The following is an 18,638-nucleotide window of genomic DNA, read 5'->3' as shown; positions in this document are numbered from 1 at the left end:
AGGACCCCGTCATGACTGCACAGCCCGAGAGCCGCACCACGCCCGCGGCCGCCGGTTTCCGCATGCCCGCCGAGTGGACCCCCCACGAGCGCACCTGGATGGCCTGGCCCAGCCCGAACCCCACCTTCACCGACGAGCGGGAGCTCGCCGAGGCCCGCGAGGCATGGGGCGCCGTGGCCCGCGCCGTCCGTGCCCACGAGCCCGTGACCCTCGTGGTCTCGCCCGGTGACGCCGACGGCGCGCGCGAGATCGTGGGCGAGGACGTCACCCTGGTCGAGCGCGAGCTGGACGACGCCTGGATGCGCGACATCGGCCCGACCTTCGTCACCAACGACGCCGGCGAGCTGGCCGCCGTCGACTGGACCTTCAACGGCTGGGGCGGCCAGGAGTGGGCCCGCTGGGACCACGACGCCAAGATCGCCCGCGCCGTCTCCGACCTGGCCGGCGCCCGTACGTACAGCACCGCCCTGGTCAACGAGGGCGGCGCCGTCCACGTCGACGGCGAGGGCACCGTGCTCCTCACCGACACCGTCCAGCTGGGGGAGGGCCGCAACCCCGGCTGGACCCGACGGCAGGTCGAGGAGGAGGTCCACGCCCACCTCGGCACCACCAGGGCGATCTGGCTCCCGTACGGCCTGACCGGTGACTACGGCACCTACGGCACCCAGGGCCACGTCGACATCGTCGCCGCCTTCGCCCGCCCCGGCGTGGTCATGGTCCACACCCAGCCCGACCCGGCGCACCCCGACCACGAACGCTGCAAGGCCATCGCAGCCCTCCTGCGGGCGTCCACCGACGCCCGCGGCCGCCGGCTGGAGGTCGTGGAGGTCCCCGCGCCGACCGTGCTGAAGGAGGACGGCGAGTGGGTCGACTACTCCTACATCAACCACTACCTGTGCAACGGCGGCGTCGTGCTGTGTTCCTTCGACGACCCCCGCGACGAGGAGGCCGCAGAGATCTTTCGCGGACTGTTCCCCGAGCGGACCGTGACCCTCGTCGACGCACGTACGATTTTCGCCGGGGGTGGCGGTATCCACTGCATCACCCAGCAGCAGCCGAAGGTCTGACCGGCGGCGACCGGCGGCGGCCGGCGGCGGAGCGACGAGGAGTGGGTCCATGGCGGCGGGCGCAGTACCGGTACGGGCGGCGCGCAAGAACGCGCCCCCGCGCGAGGACGTACTCGCCGCCGCCATGGCCACGATCGCCGAGCGCGGCCTGGACGGCCTGACCATGGCCGGCCTGGGCCGGGAGGTCGGCATGAGCAGCGGCCACCTCCTCTACTACTTCCGCAGCAAGGACGAGCTCCTGCTGCAGACCCTGGAGTGGAGCGAGGCGGCACTGGGCAGCGAGCGCCGGGCCCTGCTGTCCGGGCGCGGACCGGTGGCCGAGCGCCTGCGCGCGTACGTCGACCTGTACGTGCCCACGCGGGCCCGCGACCCGCACTGGACGCTGTGGCTGGAGGTCTGGAACCGCTCCCAGAACGCGGGCCCGCAGGAACGCGACCGCCAGGCGGCCATCGAGGGCGCCTGGCACCGCGACCTGGTCGCGCTGCTCGCGGAGGGCATCTCGCGCGGCGAGTTCCGCCCCCTGGACGCCGACCGCGTCGCCGCACGCATCCGCGCCCTGCTCGACGGATTCAGCATCCAGCTGGCCGTCGGCCTGCCCACGCTGGACCGGGAGGCCATCCTGGCCCACGTGGGCGAGTTCCTCGCGGACACCCTCTCCCCGCGGACGGAACACGCCCCGCCCGGGACCTGAACCGCGGCCGGCCGGCGCGCTCCGGAGCCCCGCGAGGGCTCCCGCGCGCCCCCTGCCCGCATGCTGAGATCCGTGTCCGCGCGCCACAGGCGGTGTGGCACACTGCGAGCGTGCCTGCTCAGCTCATGATTACGGACAGCAGCGCGCCGGTCCTCAGTGGCCGCTGAACCGTGGAAGACCTTCGCGGAAGCGGCCATCGTGCCCCAGACCCGCGCGCAGACCTCTCGCACCCGCGAGGGGTCTTTTCGTTTCCCGGCCCATTCCAGCCGGGACCGGGCAGCGCGCGATGATGGGGGCAGTGGATCCCGGGCATCCGGAAACCACTCATCCGACAGGAGTCAGATCAGCATGACGACGACAGAGGCGACCGAGCCGACGGCGGGCCTTGACGACGGCTTCCATGTCTTCGACACCACCCTGCGCGACGGCGCCCAGCGTGAGGGCATCAACCTCACCGTCGCGGACAAGCTGACGATCGCCCGTCACCTCGACGACTTCGGAGTGGGCTTCATCGAGGGCGGCTGGCCCGGCGCCAACCCCCGGGACACCGAATTCTTCGCCCGCGCCCGCGCCGAGATCGACTTCAAGAACGCCCGGCTGGTGGCCTTCGGCGCCACCCGGCGGGCGGGCGGCTCGGCCGCCGCGGACCCGCAGGTACGGGCCCTGCTGGAATCCGGCGCCCCGGTGATCACGCTCGTCGCCAAGTCCCACGACCGGCACGTCGAACTCGCCCTGCGCACCACCCTGGAGGAGAACCTGGAGATGGTCCGCGACACCGTCTCCCACCTCGTCGCCCAGGGCCGCCGCGTCTTCGTCGACTGCGAGCACTTCTTCGACGGCTACCGCGCCAACCCCGAGTACGCCAAGTCCGTCGTGCGCGCCGCCCACGAGGCGGGCGCCGACGTCGTCATCCTCTGCGACACCAACGGGGGCATGCTGCCCGCGCAGGTCGCCGCGACCGTCGCGACCGTCCTCGCCGACACCGGAGCCCGCCTGGGCATCCACGCGCAGGACGACACCGGCTGCGCCGTCGCCAACACCCTCGCCGCCGTCGATGCGGGCGCCACCCACGTGCAGTGCACCGCCAACGGCTACGGCGAGCGCGTCGGCAACGCCAACCTCTTCCCCGTCGTCGCCGCGCTGGAGATCAAGTACGGCCGCACGGTGCTCCCCGAAGGCGCGCTGGCCGAGATGACCCGCATCTCGCACGCCATCGCCGAGGTCGTCAACCTCACCCCCTCCACCCACCAGCCGTACGTCGGTGTCTCCGCCTTCGCGCACAAGGCGGGCCTGCACGCCTCGGCCATCAAGGTCGACCCGGACCTCTACCAGCACATCGACCCCGAGCGCGTCGGCAACACCATGCGCATGCTCGTCTCCGACATGGCCGGCCGCGCCTCCATCGAGCTCAAGGGCAGGGAGCTCGGCGTCGATCTCGGCGGGGACCGCGCGCTGATCTCCCGGGTCGTCGAACGGGTCAAGGAGCGCGAGCTCCAGGGCTACACCTACGAGGCGGCGGACGCCTCCTTCGAGCTGCTGCTGCGCGCCGAGGCCGAGGGCCGGGCGCGCAAGTACTTCCGCGTCGAGTCCTGGCGCGCGATCGCCGAGGACCGCCCCGACGGCACCCACGCCAACGAGGCCACGGTCAAGCTGTGGGCCAAGGGGGAGCGGATCGTCGCCACCGCCGAGGGCAACGGCCCCGTCAACGCCCTGGACCGGGCCCTGCGCGTCGCCCTGGAGCGGTTCTACCCGCAGCTCGCCCAGTTCGACCTCGTCGACTACAAGGTCCGCATCCTGGAAGGCAGGCACGGCACGGACTCCACCACCCGCGTGCTGATCGCCACGACGGACGGCGTCCGGGAGTGGTCCACGGTCGGGGTGGCCCCCAACGTGATCGCGGCGTCCTGGCAGGCCCTGGAAGACGCCTTCACCTACGGTCTGCTGCACGCGGGAGTCGAGCCGGCCGAGTAGCCGCCCCGGCCGGGACCTGCTCCCCCTTATGTCCCGCTCACACGGGAAAGTGCCGGTTCCGGTAGCGTCGTGGATATGAGGACCAGGCTGATATCCGCATTCTCCGGTCTGTTGCTTGCCCTGTCGGCGAGCGCCCTCGTGGGCGCACCGCAGGCATCGGCCGCCACCGGGACCGCCGCCGTCGCGCAGGCCCTGAAGGAGGGCCCGGTCTACGTCGATCCCCGCGCCGCGGTCCAGCTGTCCCAGGCGCAGGCGGACGCGCTCGCGCATAAGATCAAGGACGCGGGGAAGCCGGTCTTCGTCGCCGTCCTGCCGGCCACCCCCGAGTTCCCGGCGGACAAGGTGCTCGGCGCCGTCCGCGCCGAGACCGGCATCACCGGCCTGTACGCGATCCGGCTCGGCGACGGCTTCAACGCCGGCGCCGACCGCGCCGTGATGCCGCCCAACGCGGTGCGCAACCTCACCGACGCCGTGAAGACCGGCGCCCCGGTGGACGCGGCCACCCAGCTCGACACCTTCGTGGACCAGGCGCTCACCCAGGCCAAGGGCCACGCCCCGGCCTCCTGGGGAAGCACCGGCGCCGATCAGGGAACACCGGCCGGCGGCCTGATCGCCCTGGGCGCGGTGGCCGTGGTCGGCGGCGGCGGTGCCTACGCGCTGGTGCGGCGGAACCGGAAGAAGAATGAGGAGGAGCGCCACGAGGCCGTGGCGCGCCTGAGCGTGGTCGTCGACGAGGACATCACGGCCTTCGGCGAGGAGCTCGACCGCCTGGACTTCCACCCGGGTGAGCCCGGAGCCGACGACGCCATGCGCAAGGACTACGAGCAGGGGCTCGACTCGTACGAGAGGGCCAAGCAGATCATGGCCTCGGTGGAGCGTCCCGACGAGGTCCGGGGCGTGACCCAGGCGCTGGAGGACGGCCGCTACGCCCTGGCGTGCCTCGACGCGCGCCGCCAGGGCAGGCCCGTGCCCGAGCGCCGCTCGCCGTGCTTCTTCGACCCGCGGCACGGCCCCAGCACCGAGGACGCCACCTGGGCTCCGGCCGGCGGGGCGGCCCGTACCGTGCCCGTCTGCACGGCGGACGCCGTCCGGCTGCGTGACGGACTGGATCCGGCGGTGCGACAGGTCGGCACCGAGAGCGGGCCGCGGCCGTACTACGACGCGGGTCCGGCGTACGGGCCCTGGGCCGGAGGCTACTTCGGCGGCGGGATGCTGCCCGGCCTGCTGGTGGGCACGATGCTCGGCTCGATGATGTCCAGCCCGGCCTACGCCTCGGACTTCGGCGGGGGCGACATGGGCGGCTTCGGGGGCGGGGACGTCTCGGGGGCCGACTTCAACCCGTCCGACTTCGGCGGCGGGGACTTCGGCGGGGGAGGCGGTTTCGACGGGGGCGGCGGCTTCGACGGCGGGGGCGGCTTCTAGGGGCCGGCTTCTGGGGGCCGGCTTCCAGGGGGCGCCGCCCCCGGCGGCCGCGGCCGTCAGGCCTGCTTGATGGCCGAGATGTCGAAGGTCAGCTTCACCTTGTCGCTGACCATGACCCCGCCGGCCTCCAGGGCGGCGTTCCACGTCAGGCCCCAGTCGGAGCGCAGGATCTGCGCCGAGCCCTCGAAGCCGACGCGCTCGTTGCCGTAGACGTCGGTGGCGGAGCCGGTGAACTCCAGGTCGATGGAGAGCGGCCGCGTGACGTCCTTGATCGTCAGATCGCCGCTGATGCGGTAGGTGTCGCCGCCGAGCGCGGCCGCCCCGGTGGAGCGGAAGGTCATCAGCGGGTAGGTCTCGGCCTCGAAGAAGTCGGGGCCCAGCAGGTGGGCGTCGCGGTCGGCCATGCCGGTGCCGACGGAGGCGATGGCGACCTTGATGTCGGCGGTGGAACGGGAGGGATCGCCGCCGTCCAGGCGCAGGGCGCCCTCGTGTTCGGCGAAGCTGCCGCGGACGTTGGTCACCATGGCGTGGCGGACGGTGAAGCCGATGCTGCTGTGGGCGGGGTCGATGACGTAGTCGCCGGTGAGGGCGGCGAGGGCCGGGTCCACCATGAGCGTGGCGGCGGGGGCGGTGCCCGCCTGGGCGGAGGCGGTCTGGTTGCGGCGGGTGAAGAGACCCATGGCTTGCTCCTCGGTCATGTTCGGCATTCTGTTGAATCTTCAACAACTTCAACGGGATGACCGTAGCCCGATTCTGTTCAAATTTCAACATCTGCTGGGGGGGTCTCACCCATTTGTAGGAGTGCCACAAAGGACGGGGGTCCCGACTGGCGTAGTCCCCACATCCCCGGGCCGTTCTGTGCGGGCCGGACAGCTGATGACACCGGAACCTGTGCGGTATCAACGGAGGTTTTTCGCCTCGCGCTTCGTAAGGTCGGTACATGACCGTTGTGGACCAGATCCCGAGCGAGCCGACGGACGCCCGCGGGCGCGTGGCCGAGCTGCACTCCCTGCGCGAGCAGGCGCGGCGCGGACCCAGTGACCGCGCGACCGAAACCCAGCACGCCAAGGGCAAGCTGACCGCCCGTGAGCGCATCGCGCTGCTCCTCGACGAAGGTTCCTTCAAGGAGGTCGAGCAGCTGCGCCGCCACCGGGCGACCGGCTTCGGCCTGGAGGGCAAGAAGCCCTACACCGACGGCGTCATCACCGGCTGGGGCACGGTCGAGGGCCGCACGGTCTTCGTCTACGCGCACGACTTCCGCATCTTCGGCGGCGCCCTGGGCGAGGCCCACGCCACGAAGATCCACAAGATCATGGACATGGCCATCGCGGCCGGTGCCCCGCTGGTCTCCCTGAACGACGGCGCCGGCGCCCGCATCCAGGAGGGCGTCTCCGCCCTCGCCGGCTACGGCGGCATCTTCCAGCGCAACACCCGGGCCTCGGGCGTCATCCCGCAGATCTCGGTCATGCTGGGCCCCTGCGCCGGTGGCGCCGCCTACTCCCCGGCCCTGACGGACTTCGTCTTCATGGTCCGCGACACCTCGCAGATGTTCATCACCGGCCCGGACGTCGTCCGCGCGGTGACCGGCGAGGAGATCACCCAGAACGGCCTCGGCGGCGCCGACGTGCACGCCGAGACCTCCGGTGTCGCGCACTTCGCCTACGACGACGAGGAGACCTGCATCTCCGAGGTCCGCTACCTCATCTCGATGCTGCCCTCGAACAACCGCGAGAACCCGCCCGTCCACGAGACGAGCGACCCGGCGAACCGCCGCTCCGAGGTCCTGCTGGACCTGGTGCCCGCCGACGGCAACCGCCCCTACGACATGCTCAAGGTCATCGAGGAGCTCGTCGACGAGGGCGACGTCCTGGAGATCCACGAGCGCTGGGCCCGCAACATCATCTGCGCCCTGGCCCGGATGGACGGCCAGGTGGTCGGCATCGTCGCCAACCAGCCCGGCCACCTCGCCGGAGTCCTGGACATCCACGCCTCCGAGAAGGCGGCGCGCTTCGTCCAGCTCTGCGACGCCTTCAACATCCCGATCGTCACGCTGCTGGACGTCCCCGGCTTCCTGCCGGGCGTCGACCAGGAGCACGGCGGCATCATCCGCCACGGCGCCAAGCTGCTGTACGCGTACTGCAACGCCACCGTCCCGCGGATCTCGCTGATCCTGCGCAAGGCCTACGGCGGCGCGTACATCGTCATGGACTCCCAGTCCATCGGCGCCGACCTCACCTACGCCTGGCCCACCAACGAGATCGCCGTGATGGGCGCCGAGGGTGCCGCCAACGTCATCTTCCGCAAGCAGATCGCGGACGCCGAGGACCCCGAGGCCATGCGCGTGCGCATGGTCAAGGAGTACAAGGCCGAGCTGATGCACCCGTACTACGCGGCCGAGCGCGGCCTCGTCGACGACGTCATCGACCCGGCCGAGACCCGCGAAGTCCTCGTCAGCGCCCTCGCGATGCTCCGCAACAAGCACGCCGATCTGCCGTCCCGCAAGCACGGCAACCCGCCGCAGTGATCGCGAAGGAGACCTGCCCACCCATGAACACCGACACCCTGCTGCGCGTCGAGAAGGGCAACGCCGAGCCCGAGGAGCTGGCCGCGATCACCGCGATCCTGCTCGCCCGCGCCGCCGCCACCCCCGGCGACGCCCCGGCCCGCGGCACCCGCTCCCAGGCCGGCTGGCGCCGTCTGGAGCGCACCCCCGGCTTCCGCGCCCCGCACAGCTGGCAGGGCTGAAGCCCGAGCCCTCACGAGGCCCCGCGCCTTCTCCCGGACTGCCTCCGGGAGAAGGCGCGGGGCCTCGCGCGTATCCGGCCCGGCCCGAGCGCGCACGGCGAAGGCCCCCGCGTCAGGGACACGGGGGCCTTTCGAAGCCGCAACCGCCTTACCGCAGGCGGGCCATGAGGGCGTGCTCGACGAGCGTGATGAGTGCGCTCTTGGCGTCCGCGCGGTGGCGGGCGTCGGTGGTGATGATGGGGGCGTCCGGGCCGATCTGCAGGGCCTCGCGGACCTCCTCCGGCGTGTACGGCTGGTGCCCGTCGAAGCCGTTGAGGGCGATGACGAACGGCAGGCCGCTGTTCTCGAAGTAGTCGACGGCCGGGAAGCAGTCGGCGAGGCGGCGCGTGTCCACCAGCACGACGGCGCCGATCGCGCCGCGGACCAGGTCGTCCCACATGAACCAGAAGCGGTCCTGGCCCGGGGTGCCGAACAGGTACAGGATCAGGTCCTGGTCCAGCGTGATGCGGCCGAAGTCCATGGCGACCGTGGTGGTCGTCTTGTCACCGGTGTGGGTGAGGTCGTCGATGCCGGCGGAGGCGCTCGTCATGACGGCTTCGGTGCGCAGCGGGTTGATCTCGGAGACCGCGCCGACGAACGTGGTCTTGCCCACGCCGAAGCCGCCCGCCACCACGATCTTCGCGGAGGTGGTGGAGCGGGCGGGAGCCGCTCCGCCGTTAGAGCTTGCGAAGTCCACTGAGCACCCTTTCGAGCAGTGTCACATCTGGCTGGCCGCCGGCAGACTCGTCGCCGCCGGGCTGGTGAATGGCGACAAGGCCCGCCTCCGCCAGGTCGGCGACGAGGATGCGGGCGACACCAAGAGGAATGGAGAGGAGTGCCGAGATCTCCGCGACGGATTTGATCTCCTGGCACAGGCGGCAGATGCGCTGGTGCTCGGGCAACTGCCCTTGCAGCCGCGCGGGATCCGCCGTGGTACTGACCAGCGCCTCGATGGCGAGCTGGTAGCGCGGCCGAGTACGGCCGCCGGTCATCGCGTACGGACGCACCAGCGGGTTGTGGGCCTTCGGAGCCGGCTGCCGCGTGGCGCGCGGAGGCGCCTGCGGAGGCATGTGCGGCTGCTGGGGCTGCTGGGGCTGGCCGTACGGCTGCTGCTGGTAGGGATTGTGCTCCGGCACGGGCCGGCTGGGAGCAGAGGGGAAATTGAAGCGGTTCTGGTCGTGCCCACCCTGCGGCTGCTGCGCGCCGCCATAAGGATGTCCTCCGGGTGTTGTCACGTTTCCTCCTCCGACTCCAAGTGCGCAGTACTCCCTGTGGAACCGCGCCACCGCACCTTATGGTGCGGTGACGCGAAACGCACTGCCTGTTTGCTAGTTGAGAAGACTTCCCTGCAGCTCCGCACGCAAGTCCGGGGTGAGGACACTGCCCGCGCGGTCCACCAGAAGAGCCATCTCGTAACCGACGAGGCCGATGTCGCACTCGGGGTGCGCGAGCACCGCGAGCGAGGATCCGTCCGAGACGGACATGAGGAAAAGGAATCCCCGGTCCATCTCGACCACGGTCTGGTTGACGGCGCCACCCTCGAAGATGCGGGAGGCCCCGGCGGTCAGCGAGGTCAGGCCGGAGGCCACGGCCGCCAGCTGATCGGCGCGGTCGCGCGGGAACCCGTCGGACATCGCCAGAAGCAGTCCGTCGGCGGAGACCACCACGGTGTGGGACACCCCTGGGGTGTTGTCCACGAAGTTGGTGATCAACCAGTTCAGGTTCTGTGCCGCCTGGCTCATCGGGCTCACACTAACGCTCCTGGTCATAGCTGTTACTTGACTGCTCAGATCCCGCGGTGCGTCCCTGCTGGACACCGCGCCGCAGGTTGCTCAACCTGCCGCGGACGTCCTCCGGGGCGCGGGAGACCTGGGGGCCGCCCTGCGGGGTCGTCTCCGCCGCGCCCTCGACCAGGTTGGCCTTGGGCACCCGCCGAGGGAGACCGGACGGGGTGACCCCGCCCGCCTTCGGCTCACGGAGTTTGCCGGCCTGCTGCCAGCGCTCGTCGTTGCGCGAGCGCCAGGACGGGCTGCCTTCCGCTTCCTCCGGGGCCCGCTCCGTCTCAGCGGGCTGCTGCTGACGCTGCGGCCGCTGTTCGAAGAGGGATCCGGTGGACTCCGCTTCCTGCTGTGCCGGCTGCCACTGCTGCTGGCTGCCGCGGCGCGGCAGGCCCGCTCCGGTCATCTTGTGACCGGTGTCGGCAGCGGCGCCCGGACGGTCGAAGCCTACGCGTTCCGGAGCCGCTTCGGGGACGGCCCGGGATTCCGATTCGGTCCCGTAATCCTGCTGGTAGGGAGCCGCATAGGTGTTCTGCTCGGGCCACTCGGCCTGCTGCGACCGGGCATCGTAGCCGTCGTCGTAGTTCTGGGCCGGCTGCTGGGTGTCCTCGTAGGAGGCTTCCGGATAGGCATAGCCCTGCTGCGCGTACCCGTCGAACTGTGCCTCGGACTGCTGCGGCTGCCGGGGGGCCTCGTACGGGGTGTCATAGCCCTGCCCGGGCTGCTGCTCGTAGCCCTGGTACGGCTGGTAGCCGTGTTCGGGCTGGGGTTCCGGATACGCGTGGGCGCGGCTCTGCTGGTCCTGCGGCTCCTGCTGGTCCTGCTGGTCCTGCGGGTAGCCGACCTGGGCCTCCAGTGCGGCACGCCGCTCCTCGCGGCCCAGGGACCGGCCGACCGGGTCGAGTTCCCGCTCGCCGCCCTGCTCGTCGTAGCGGGAGTCGTCGAAGCCGAGTTCGGCGGCCGTGCGCAGCGGCGCCGGCTGCTGGGCCTTCTGCTCCGGGATGATCGAGGAGACCGTGAAGTCGTCGTCGGGGATGCCCTCGCCACCACCACCGTGGGTGATGGCGTCGGGGAGCATGACCAGCGAGGTGGTGCCCGCCGCCTCGCCCGAGGGGCGCAGCTGCACGCGGATGCTGTGGCGGTCCGCCAGCCGGCCGACCACGAACAGACCCATGCGCTGCGAGATCGCGGCGTCCACGGTCGGCGGGTTGGCGAGCTTGTGGTTGATGTCCGCGAAGTCCTCGGCGGTCAGGCCGATGCCCTTGTCGTGGATCTCGACCATCACGCGGCCGTCGGGCAGACGCGTGGCGTTGACGCGGACCTTGGTCTGGGGGGAGGAGAAGGTGGTGGCGTTCTCCAGCAGCTCGGCGAGCAGGTGCACGAGGTCGGTCACGGCCTGGCCGTGGATCTCGGCCTCGGAGACGCCGGAGAGCTCGATGCGCTCGTACTGCTCCACCTCGGAGGAGGCGGCGCGCAGGACGTCGACGAGGGGCACCGGCTGGTCCCAGCGGCGGCCCGGCTCCTCGCCCGCGAGGATGAGGAGGTTCTCGCCGTTGCGGCGCATGCGGGTGGCCAGGTGGTCCAGGCGGAAGAGGTTCTCCAGCTGGTCCGGGTCCGCCTCGTTGTTCTCCAGGCTGGTGATGAGGGTCAGCTGGCCCTCGATCAGCGACTGGTTGCGCATCGAGAGGTTGGTGAAGATCGCGTTGACGTTCCCTCGCAGGAGCGCCTGCTCGGCGGCGAGCCGGACCGCTTCCCGGTGGACCTGGTCGAAGGCGCGGGCCACCTCGCCGATCTCGTCCTGCGAGTCGATCGGGATCGGGTGGACGCGGGTGTCGACCTTGCCCGGGTCCGTGCGCGAGAGCTGGTCGACGAGCATCGGCAGGCGCTGCTCGGCGATGTCGAAGGCGGCGGAGCGCAGACGGCGCATCGCGCGGCCCATCTGGCGGGCCATGAGACCCGCCAGGATGAAGGCGGCGAGCAGGGCCACGACCACGATGGCGCCGTTGGTGATGGCGTCGTTGCGGGCCTCGTCGGAAATCGCGACGGCGTCCTTGACGGCCTTGTCGAGGAGTTCCTTCTCGATCTGGTCGTAGCCGTCGAACTTCGCGGTGGCGGCGGCCTGCCAGAAGGCGGGCGTGGTGCCGGTCTCGGCGAGCTTCTTCTTGTTCTCGCCGCTGGCTATCGCCTCGGTCATGCCGGTCAGCGCCGACTTGTTGACCACGGGCGGGGGCACGAAGCGGGCGCCGGCCAGCTCCGCCTGCTTCTTCGCCTCGGCGATCTTGGCGGCGCCCTCGTCGGACTTCTGGGCCATGACCTCCCGGAGGCGGTTCACGTCCTCCTCGGTGCCGGCCGCGACGTACTCGCCCTGGGCGATCTCCTCCAGGTAGGCGTACGAGGAGAAGGCGACGAGCTGGGCCTTGCGGGTCTCCTCATTCGTGCTCGGGCGGACCAGCAGGTGGGTGCCGACGGAGCGCTGCAGCGAGTTCGCCGCCTTGGCCAGCTGCACGGCGTAGACCATGCGGCCGTACGAGGTCACGTTGCCGGTGCCGAGGCCGAGCTCGTTGGCGAACTGCATGAGGTAGTGCTGGACGAGGACGTAGCCCTCTTCGGTCGGGATGGGACCCGGCGCGCTGGGGAGGTTCTTCTTGGGGGTCTCGGCCGCGGCGAGGTAGGCCTTGTCGCGGACGTCCTTCAGCTTGGGCTCCTCCGCGCGGAAGAGCTCCAGACGCCGCTCCATGCCCTGGTCCTTCGGCATGTCCCGGACGGCGTCGTCGAACTTCGCCTTGGCCGCGTCGGTGGCGCCGCGCACCTTGGTGACGGTCTCGCTGTTGGGGTTGCCGCTCAGCAGCGGCTCGGCCGTGAGGTCACGCTCGTTGAGCAGTGCCTGGCTGTACTCGGAGGAGGCCTGGACGACCCTGGCTATCTTCTCGGCGTCCTGGGCCTCGTTCCAGGTGTCGATGGAGCCCTTCACCTGGAAGCCGCCCATGACCAGCCCGACGAGGGCGGGTACGAGCAGGATGGCGTTCAGCTTGGTCGGCACGCGCCAGTTGCGGGGAGCGAACCTGCTGGCGCTCCCCCCGCTCGCGGGTGGTTCCACGGGCATGTCGACGGGCGACGCGGCCGCTCGCGGCGGCGGGGTGAAGTTGCCGCGCGCGGGTTCATCCGCGGGGCTTGCGATGCTTCGCCTCACTCGACCAACAACCTCTCGGCGGTGCTACTAGCTAGTTCGATGAATTCCAGCACGGTTCACGGCCGTGTTCCAAACAGTTGAAACCGGCCATTCCCAGAACCTTATGCCCCACATAAATCGGACATAAAGAGCGTCCTGCGGCAAAAATGGGGGGAGTTGTGCGCGTAGCGGTACCAACCGAACGCACCCTGTGGCGAACTGGCGGCAATTCTCTGTCGAAACGTTATGAACGGAAGGGGCGGGCCGTGTCGCATGACACAGCCCGCCCCTCACGCGCGGCAGTTGGATCCGTGCTACTTGAGCCGTGCCATGAGGGCGTGCTCGACGAGCGTGATGAGCGCGCTCTTGGCGTCCGCGCGGTGGCGGGCGTCGGTGGTGATGATGGGGGCGTCCGGGCCGATCTGCAGGGCCTCGCGGACCTCCTCCGGCGTGTACGGCTGGTGGCCTTCGAAACCGTTGAGCGCCACGACGAACGGCAGGCCGCTGTTCTCGAAGTAGTCGACGGCCGGGAAGCAGTCGGCGAGGCGGCGCGTGTCCACCAGGACGATCGCCCCGATCGCGCCGCGGACCAGGTCGTCCCACATGAACCAGAAGCGGTCCTGGCCCGGGGTGCCGAACAGGTACAGGATCAGGTCCTGGTCCAGCGTGATGCGGCCGAAGTCCATGGCGACCGTGGTGGTCGTCTTGTCACCGGTGTGGGTGAGGTCGTCGATACCGGCGGAGGCGCTCGTCATGACGGCTTCGGTGCGCAGCGGGTCGATCTCGGACACGGCTCCGACGAACGTGGTCTTGCCCACGCCGAAGCCGCCCGCCACCACGATCTTCGCGGAGGTGGTGGAGCGGGCGGGAGCCGCCCCACCGCTAGAGCTTGCGAAGTCCACTGAGCACCCTTTCGAGCAGCGTGACGTCCGGCGTGCCGCCGGCCTCTCCATTGCCCGGCTGGTGGATGGCCACCATGCCGGCCTCCGCCAGGTCGGCGACGAGGATCCGGGCGACGCCCAGCGGCATCGAAAGCAGCGCGGAGACCTCCGCGACCGACTTGACCTCGCGGCACAGGGTGCAGATGCGCTGGTGCTCGGGGAGCAGGCCGGACATGTGCATCGGATCGGCGGTGGTGCTGACCAGGGCCTCTATGGCGAGCTGGTAGCGGGGCCGGGTCCGGCCGCCGGTCATCGCGTACGGACGCACGAGCGGCTGGTCGCCTTCCGAGTACGAATCTCCGTACGCATCGGGATAGGCGGGGGGCGGGGTCATTGATCCTCCGGGCTGGACAGCAGTGGTCAGCGTGCCGTCTGACAGGGCGGCCGGTGGGGGGACGTGATGACGGCCTGTCGGGGGGTACTGGGTTCCGGGGCGGGGGCCCCGGTCCCCCGGCCGGAAGTACCGTCCGGCCGGGCGGGTGGGCGTCAGATGAGCAGGCTTCCCTGCAACTCCGCGCGCAGGTCCGGGGTCAGGACACTGCCGGCGCGGTCCACGAGGAGGGCCATTTCGTAGCCGACGAGGCCGATGTCGCACTCGGGGTGTGCGAGCACGGCCAGCGAGGATCCGTCCGAGACGGACATGAGGAAGAGGAATCCCCGGTCCATCTCGACCACGGTCTGGTTGACGGCGCCACCCTCGAAGATACGGGAGGCCCCGGCGGTCAGCGACGTCAGGCCGGAGGCCACGGCCGCCAGCTGATCGGCGCGGTCCCTGGGGAATCCTTCGGACATCGCCAGAAGGAGTCCGTCGGCGGAGACCACCACGGTGTGGGACACCCCTGGGGTGTTGTCCACGAAGTTGGTGATCAACCAGTTCAGGTTCTGTGCCGCCTGGCTCATCGAACTCAACTAACGCTCCTGCTGGTAAGTGGGGTCGATGTGGTAACTGCCGGTCGCCGGACCACTGTTGCCGGCCTGACGGCCCTGCTGGATACCGCGTCGGAGGTTGGTCAGACGGCCGCGGACGTCGTCCGGGGCACGCGAGACCTGGGGGCCGGCCTGTGCTTCGGCCTGCTGCTGCGCGGTGCCGGCCACGAGGTTCGCCCGCGGGACCCGGCGGGGCAGCCCCGAGGTGGTGATGCCGCCGGCGGCGGGCTGGCGCACGCGCTCGGCCTGGCGCATCAGTTCGTCGTTCGGCGAGGACCGCCAGCTGACGGTCGGCATGGCGCCGGTCGCCGCGGCGGCCGGCTCGGACGCCTGCTCCTGGCCGCGCTGCGGCAGCGGCTGCTGCTGAGCGGGGGCCGCCGGGGCGGGCTGCTGCGGCTGCCGGGGTACGTCCGGATCCTGCGCGGCGGGCTGCTGCCCCTCCTCGCGGAACCAGTTCGACTCCAGCGTGTCGAAGATCGGGCTGCGGGCGTCGCCGGAGCTGGGCGCCGGGGGCAACGCCTCGGGCCGGCTGCCCTGTGGCAGGCCGGGAGCCTGCGGGCGCTGCGGCGGTACGGGGGCGTAGTCGCCGCCGGGCTGCGCGGGCTGAGGCTGCTGGTACTGCTGCGGGGCCTGGGAGGGGACCTGGGGCTGGGCGGGACCGGCGAAGCCGCCGACACCGGGGCCACCGGGCCGCTGGGGCTGGAAGCCCGGGCGGGGGAACTGTCCCGTGGAGGACGCATCCCCCGGACCGCGCAGCTGCGGACGCTCGAACTGGCCGGTGGCGGACGGGTCCAGGGGACCGCGCACGTCCGGACGCTCGAACTGGCCCGTCGTGCTGTTCGCGCCGTCCGCCTGGGGCATCGGGGCGTTGAAGTCCGGACGGGCGAACTCCGCCGTCGAACCGGGGCCCGAGAGCTCGTCGTGGCCACGCGCCTGATCGGCGCCCCAGCTGGTGGTCTGCGGACCGGGGAGCTCGGGGCGCGGGGCGCCGCCGCGCGGCGGCAGCTGCGGCCGGGGCCCGCGCGAGCCCGGACCCGACGGCTGCTGCGGGGACTGCTGGGGGCGTTCGAAGCCGTTGCCCTGCGCGAAGCCGGGCTGGCCGGCGGCCGTGGGAGCGGCCGCGGGACGGGCCTGCGGACCGCGGCCCGCGAGCGGCGCACCGGAGCCGAAGGCGCCCTGCCCCTGCCCGGCCGTCGTCGGACCCTGCTGGGGACGGCCGCCGGGAGCACCGGGACCGCCCTGCTGCGGCGCCCAGCCGCCCGGGGAACCCTGCTGGCCCTGCTGCCCGGCCTGCGGACGCTGTCCGGGCGCCGTGTCGCGCCCCGGCAGGGCGGCGCGCTGACCGCCCGCGCCGACCTGGCCGCGCTGACCGCCCGCGCCGACCTGGCCGCGCTGCGCGCCCGCGCCCACGGGCGGCCGGGCGCCGCCCGGCACGGAAGCCTGCGCGCCGGAGCCGCCCTGACCGCCGCCGGGGCCGCCCTGACCACCCTGGCCGGCCATCGGAGCCGGCTTCTTGCCGCCCTGGGCGACATCCACCGGCAGCATGACGAGGGCCGTCGTACCGCCCGAGTCGGAGGGGCGCAGCTGGATGCGGATGCCGTGTCGCAGGGACAGGCGGCCGACCACGAACAGGCCCATGCGGCGGGAGACGGAGACGTCCACGGTCGGCGGCGACGCGAGCCGCTCGTTGATCGCGGCGAGGTCCTCGGGAGAGAGGCCGATGCCGGTGTCGTGGATCTCGACGAGCACCCGGCCGTCGGGCAGCGCGTGCCCGGTGACCTTGACCTTCGTCTGCGGGGAGGAGAACGAGGTGGCGTTCTCCAGCAGCTCGGCGAGCAGGTGCACGAGGTCGTTGACGACGCGGCCGGCCACATCGGTGCCGGGCACCGAGGACAGTTCGATGCGCTCGTACTGCTCCACCTCGGACGCGGCGGCGCGGAGCACGTCGACGAGCGGGACGGGGCGGGTCCACCGGCGTCCCGGCTCCTCGCCCGCGAGGACGAGGAGGTTCTCGCCGTTACGGCGCATGCGGGTCGCGAGGTGGTCGAGCTTGAAGAGGGAGGACAGCTGGTCCGGGTCGGCCTCGCGCGACTCCAGCTCGGAGATGAGCGAGAGCTGGCGCTGGATGAGACCCTGCGAACGGCGCGAGAGGTTGGTGAACATCGCGTTGACGTTGCCCCGCAGGAGGGCCTGCTCGGCGGCGAGGCGGACGGCCTCGCGGTGCACGTCGTCGAAGGCCGCGGCCACCTGGCCGATCTCGTCGCGGGTGTGCAGGCCGACCGACTCCACGGACGTGTCCACGTCCTGCGGGTCGGTCTCCGAGAGCTGCTTGACGAGCTCGGGGAGGCGGTCCTGGGCGACGCGCGTCGCGGTGTCCTGCAGGCGGCGCAGCGAGCGGATCATCGAGCGGGCCATCACGAAGGCGCCGACGAGCGAGACGCCGAGGACGAGCAGGATCAGGGCACCGTTGATGATGGCGTCCTGCTGCGACTCGTTCTTGAGCTCGCGGGCCTTCTGCTCCATGTCCTGGAGCAGGGTCAGCTCGATCTGCTGCATCGCGTGGATCTTGGTGTCGTCCGCGTCGTACCAGTCCATCCAGGACTTGTACTGCGTCTCCTTGGCGAACTGCCCGTCGGTGGCCAGCACGCGGCGCGCGTAGTGGTCGGCGCGGCCGATCTCCGGGTTGCCGTCGCCGAGGGAGGTCAGGAGCTCCTCGGAGCGGCCCTGGTAGACGAGTTCGAACGTCTTCTTCGACTGCTGCTCGCCCTTGAGGGCCGAGAGGGCGTAGAGACGGTCGTTCTCCTTCAGGCTGCCCGGCTTCTCGGCGCCGTCGGGGAGGGAGGCGGCGATGATCGCGCGCTGGACGGAGGCGTACTCCTTGGCGGCGGAGAAGGCCGCCAGGGCGCGCGTACGCTTGATCATCTCAGGGCTGGAGGTGGCCTGCGCCATGTCCTGGGAGAGTGAGAGCAGCGAGACGATCAGGTTGTTGTACTCGGTGACGGTCTGCTGGGCGCCGTTCGCGTACGCCTTGCTGCGGATGTCCTCGATGAGGGTGAGCTGGCGGCCGATCTGCAGGATGTTGTTGCGGATCGACTTGAGCGTCTCGTCCTTGTCCTCCGTGTTGTCGACCTGGTCGGTCGCGGCGGCGAAGGCCTTGGCTGCGTTGTCGGTCGTCTCGCGGACACCTGCGACGGTGCTGTTCGCCTTGCCCGACTTGTCGACCGACAGCGGACCGGCGGACTTGTCGCGTTCCTCCTGGAGCGCGGCGGCCAGGTTGGTGGCCTGCCGGGTCATCGTCGTCAGCAGCTGCATGTGCTCCAGCTGCGCGATGTCGTTGAGCGAGTCGTTGATGCGGACGCCGCCGAGCGTGGTGGCGGCGACGACGGGCAGGGTCAGCAGCGACACCAGTCGCGTGCTGATGCGCCAGTTCTGCATGGCGAGGCGCGAACCGGGCCCGCTGGGGGCCTTCGGTATCGCCACGTCCTGCTCGACCGCGCCGGCCTTGGCCTTGACGGCCTTGCCGCGGCCCTTGGCCTTCACGGTGGCGGAGGAGTCGGGGCGGGCGCCCTCGACGGCCTGCCCGCGGTTGTGGGCGTGCTGGGGCGAGGAGCCACGGTCGGTCCCGCCGCGCGGCTCCTGCTCCGCCGCAGCGTCCCCGCGGCCCTGGCGGGCCTGGGGAGACCCCGTGCCGCGGCCCTGGCGCTCCTGGGGGGAACCCGCGCCTCGGCCCTGGCGGTCTGGGGGAGACCCCGCGCCATCCCTCTTGAATCGTCCCTGCACTGGCGTCGCAACCTCTGGACCAGGCGTCCCGCCGGGCGACCGGTGGGACGGTGTCGAGTCTTGGGGCACTAACGGCCCCATGGTGGTCGTCGGTGACCGGCGCGTCTC

The 18,638-nt window shown here is 71.4% G+C and carries 15 protein-coding genes; 6 read left to right on the top strand and 9 right to left on the bottom strand.

Annotated features, from left to right (window positions below; genetic code table 11):
• The first annotated feature begins 11 nt into the window (after positions 1-11).
• The 4 genes from AMK16_RS08300 (at position 12) to AMK16_RS08285 (ending at position 5,151) form a co-directional block, all read left to right on the top strand.
• Positions 12-1,067 carry an agmatine deiminase family protein gene (locus AMK16_RS08300; RefSeq protein ID WP_242438663.1) on the top strand — a complete coding sequence of 352 codons (1,056 nt, stop codon included), beginning with the start codon at positions 12-14 and terminating at the stop codon, positions 1,065-1,067.
• A gap of 49 nt (positions 1,068-1,116) precedes the next feature.
• A complete protein-coding gene (locus tag AMK16_RS08295) occupies positions 1,117-1,758 on the top strand; it encodes a TetR/AcrR family transcriptional regulator (RefSeq protein WP_073911160.1) in 642 nt (213 codons plus the stop codon).
• A gap of 348 nt (positions 1,759-2,106) precedes the next feature.
• Positions 2,107-3,729, top strand: a complete 1,623-nt coding sequence (gene cimA / locus AMK16_RS08290) for a citramalate synthase (RefSeq protein ID WP_073911159.1) — start codon at positions 2,107-2,109, stop codon at positions 3,727-3,729.
• Between the two features lie 75 nt (positions 3,730-3,804).
• Positions 3,805-5,151, top strand: coding sequence for a hypothetical protein (locus tag AMK16_RS08285; protein WP_073911156.1), 1,347 nt, complete (start codon positions 3,805-3,807; stop codon positions 5,149-5,151).
• 56 nt (positions 5,152-5,207) lie between these two features.
• Here the strand turns inward: AMK16_RS08285 and AMK16_RS08280 are convergent, their stop codons facing one another.
• Positions 5,208-5,831 carry a YceI family protein gene (locus AMK16_RS08280; RefSeq protein WP_073911155.1) on the bottom strand — a complete coding sequence of 208 codons (624 nt, stop codon included), beginning with the start codon at positions 5,829-5,831 and terminating at the stop codon, positions 5,208-5,210.
• A 260-nt stretch (positions 5,832-6,091) separates the two neighbouring features.
• On the opposite strand from AMK16_RS08280, the gene AMK16_RS08275 reads away from it, so the two are divergent.
• Both AMK16_RS08275 and AMK16_RS08270 read left to right on the top strand, forming a co-directional pair.
• Entirely contained in the window at positions 6,092-7,675 is a 1,584-nt protein-coding gene (locus tag AMK16_RS08275; protein ID WP_073911152.1) for an acyl-CoA carboxylase subunit beta, read from the top strand.
• A 23-nt stretch (positions 7,676-7,698) separates the two neighbouring features.
• Positions 7,699-7,896, top strand: coding sequence for an acyl-CoA carboxylase subunit epsilon (locus AMK16_RS08270; protein WP_073911151.1), 198 nt, complete (start codon positions 7,699-7,701; stop codon positions 7,894-7,896).
• 148 nt (positions 7,897-8,044) lie between these two features.
• Here the strand turns inward: AMK16_RS08270 and AMK16_RS08265 are convergent, their stop codons facing one another.
• The 8 genes from AMK16_RS08265 to AMK16_RS08230 form a co-directional block, all read right to left on the bottom strand.
• Complete coding sequence (locus tag AMK16_RS08265) at positions 8,045-8,632, bottom strand: GTP-binding protein (RefSeq protein WP_073911148.1); 588 nt, start codon at positions 8,630-8,632, stop codon at positions 8,045-8,047.
• A complete protein-coding gene (locus AMK16_RS08260) occupies positions 8,613-9,170 on the bottom strand; it encodes a DUF742 domain-containing protein (protein ID WP_073911146.1) in 558 nt (185 codons plus the stop codon). Before AMK16_RS08260 ends, AMK16_RS08265 begins: the two co-directional genes overlap by 20 nt.
• A 93-nt stretch (positions 9,171-9,263) precedes the next feature.
• On the bottom strand, positions 9,264-9,677 hold the full coding sequence (locus AMK16_RS08255; protein ID WP_030037347.1) for a roadblock/LC7 domain-containing protein: 414 nt from the start codon (positions 9,675-9,677) through the stop codon (positions 9,264-9,266).
• A 10-nt stretch (positions 9,678-9,687) separates the two neighbouring features.
• Positions 9,688-12,903, bottom strand: coding sequence for a sensor histidine kinase (locus AMK16_RS08250; RefSeq protein ID WP_073911144.1), 3,216 nt, complete (start codon positions 12,901-12,903; stop codon positions 9,688-9,690).
• A gap of 293 nt (positions 12,904-13,196) precedes the next feature.
• A complete protein-coding gene (locus AMK16_RS08245; RefSeq protein WP_073911142.1) occupies positions 13,197-13,784 on the bottom strand; it encodes a GTP-binding protein in 588 nt (195 codons plus the stop codon).
• Entirely contained in the window at positions 13,765-14,157 is a 393-nt protein-coding gene (locus tag AMK16_RS08240) for a DUF742 domain-containing protein (RefSeq protein ID WP_073911140.1), read from the bottom strand. Before AMK16_RS08240 ends, AMK16_RS08245 begins: the two co-directional genes overlap by 20 nt.
• Before the next feature lie 152 nt (positions 14,158-14,309).
• On the bottom strand, positions 14,310-14,723 hold the full coding sequence (locus AMK16_RS08235; protein WP_008739864.1) for a roadblock/LC7 domain-containing protein: 414 nt from the start codon (positions 14,721-14,723) through the stop codon (positions 14,310-14,312).
• Positions 14,724-14,732: 9 nt separating this feature from the next.
• Complete coding sequence (locus AMK16_RS08230) at positions 14,733-18,530, bottom strand: nitrate- and nitrite sensing domain-containing protein (RefSeq protein ID WP_079191408.1); 3,798 nt, start codon at positions 18,528-18,530, stop codon at positions 14,733-14,735.
• Positions 18,531-18,638 lie beyond the last annotated feature (108 nt).

Origin of the sequence: Streptomyces sp. CB00455, assembly GCF_001905445.1 — a bacterium.
Lineage (GTDB): Bacteria > Actinomycetota > Actinomycetes > Streptomycetales > Streptomycetaceae > Streptomyces.
This window is presented reverse-complemented; position numbering and strand designations above follow the sequence as displayed.